Consider the following 1,730-nt stretch of genomic DNA (forward strand, 5'->3'; position numbering starts at 1 on the left):
TGCGCTTCGGCGAGGTCGCGGTACGGCTCGAGCTGGCCGCGGTGCTGGCCGAAGAGGCTTCAGCCAGACCACACTCCCAAAAAGCAGCGCCCTTACGAATTACCGGTAACTCCCGTCCGGCTGATGTTTGAGACCGCGGTAACTCGGGAAGTAAATATGATTCTCTTCCTGCCACTCGCGGGAAAGACGGATTGCCTTGTTGATCTGTTCCTGTGTCATTTCCTTCGCGATACGTTGTTTGCCTTCAACACCCGCCGTCCCACTTAAGTCATAATACTTATAGGCGAGAACAAGATTTTTCTTTGTACCTATTCCTTTCTCATAGAGCCTGGCCAACCGAGAAAAACTCATGGTTCTATAGCCATATTTCGCCTCAGATGACAGCTTTGTCCAGTAGAAGACCTTCTTCTCGTCCCGCTTGATAACCTCGCCTCGCTCATAGATCCTCGACACGCTGGAAGCGGACTGCCAATCGCCAGCTTTCCCGGCCTTTTTGAACCAGTATAGAGCTTTCCGGATATCTTTATCGAACACATCCTGCATTTCCTCTCCCCAATAAGCCCAACCCAACTCTCTTTGCGCACGGATATGCCCGCCTTTTGCAGATTCAATGAATAGCTTTACAGCCTTTTCTCTATTTCTATCCACCCCGTCCCCCCAGTAATACATACCCCCCAGTGTCAGCGCCGCATCCGCGGCCCCTTTCTCCCGAGCTTCCTTAACGAAGACCGCCGCTTTCTCCGCATCACGATCTATCTCGCACCGCGCCTCGCCATTGAGATAGACTAGCCCCATCAGATATTGAGATCTGGCGCTGTCTTCCGTTGCCCACGACTCAATAGTTTCACATGAGGCACCACCAATAATGTCATTAAGGGTCTCCTCCGTGGGGTCCTCGATGATAACTTCCGCCTGGGCTGAAACCAGGGAGAAAATAAGCACAAAGGCAAACAACAACCGCAAAACCATACCCTAGAACCTCATCGTGAAATCATCCTGCTGGATGTCGTAATCGGAGCGCCGGTCGACGAACGTCAACCTCAAACGCACACCATCACTCACCTCGGCGTCACTGAACGCCTTCCGGTAACGCAGGACATGTGCATCTCCAGTTTTTTCAACTTCGACATCGCTCACTTCATCCTTTTCACCCGAAACCCTCCCTAGGTCCTCCGCAGATCTCAAATAGTCGTCTCCTTGGGTCTTTCTCAGGCTGAATTCCATCAGTGTTTCTTTACCAGATAGAGGCTTAATGGTCCCCCTCACCTCCATCGCCACCAGATCGGGCAGGGTGATCGTCAGGTACAGGGTGCGCCCGGCAGGCGACCTGGTGGTCTCGGCCGGCACGGGGGACGGGGTGGGGCCCGTCGGCACCGGTCCGGCCGCCCAGTCGAGCCGGGCGGGGTCGGGGGTCCAGGTGAACTCCACGGTCACGCCCTTGAACACCATGGCCTCGGCCTGAGCCGGCAAGCAGACAAATAGCACGGAAAAAAGCAGCACTCGGAAAAACATAAACTAGAACCTCGGCCACCCCCTTGAACACCATGGCGAGGGCATCATGCGCTTCGGCAAGGTCGCGGTACGGCTCGAGCTGGCCGCGGTGCTGACCGAAGAGGCTTCAGCCAGACCACGCCCCCCTAAAGCAGCGCCCTTACGAATTACCGGTAACTCCCGTCCGGCTGGTGCTTGAGGCCACGGTAGCTCGGGACGTAAATATGATTCTCTTCCTG

The 1,730-nt window shown here is 55.3% G+C and carries 2 protein-coding genes; both read right to left on the reverse strand.

The genetic code is table 11. The annotated features are described in order from the left end of the window. Positions 1–99: 99 nt before the first annotated feature. The gene (locus C516_RS0117995; RefSeq protein ID WP_026321283.1) at positions 100–969 is read right to left on the reverse strand and encodes a tetratricopeptide repeat protein; all 870 of its coding nucleotides are present in this window, start codon (positions 967–969) and stop codon (positions 100–102) included. Between the two features lie 3 nt (positions 970–972). Further along, positions 973–1,512 (reverse strand): hypothetical protein, encoded by a 540-nt coding sequence (locus tag C516_RS0118000; RefSeq protein ID WP_018719802.1) that lies wholly within the window; start codon positions 1,510–1,512, stop codon positions 973–975. Positions 1,513–1,730: the final 218 nt, after the last annotated feature.

The sequence above is a fragment of the Arhodomonas aquaeolei DSM 8974 genome, from assembly GCF_000374645.1.
In the GTDB taxonomy this organism is placed as follows: Bacteria; Pseudomonadota; Gammaproteobacteria; order Nitrococcales; family Nitrococcaceae; genus Arhodomonas; species Arhodomonas aquaeolei.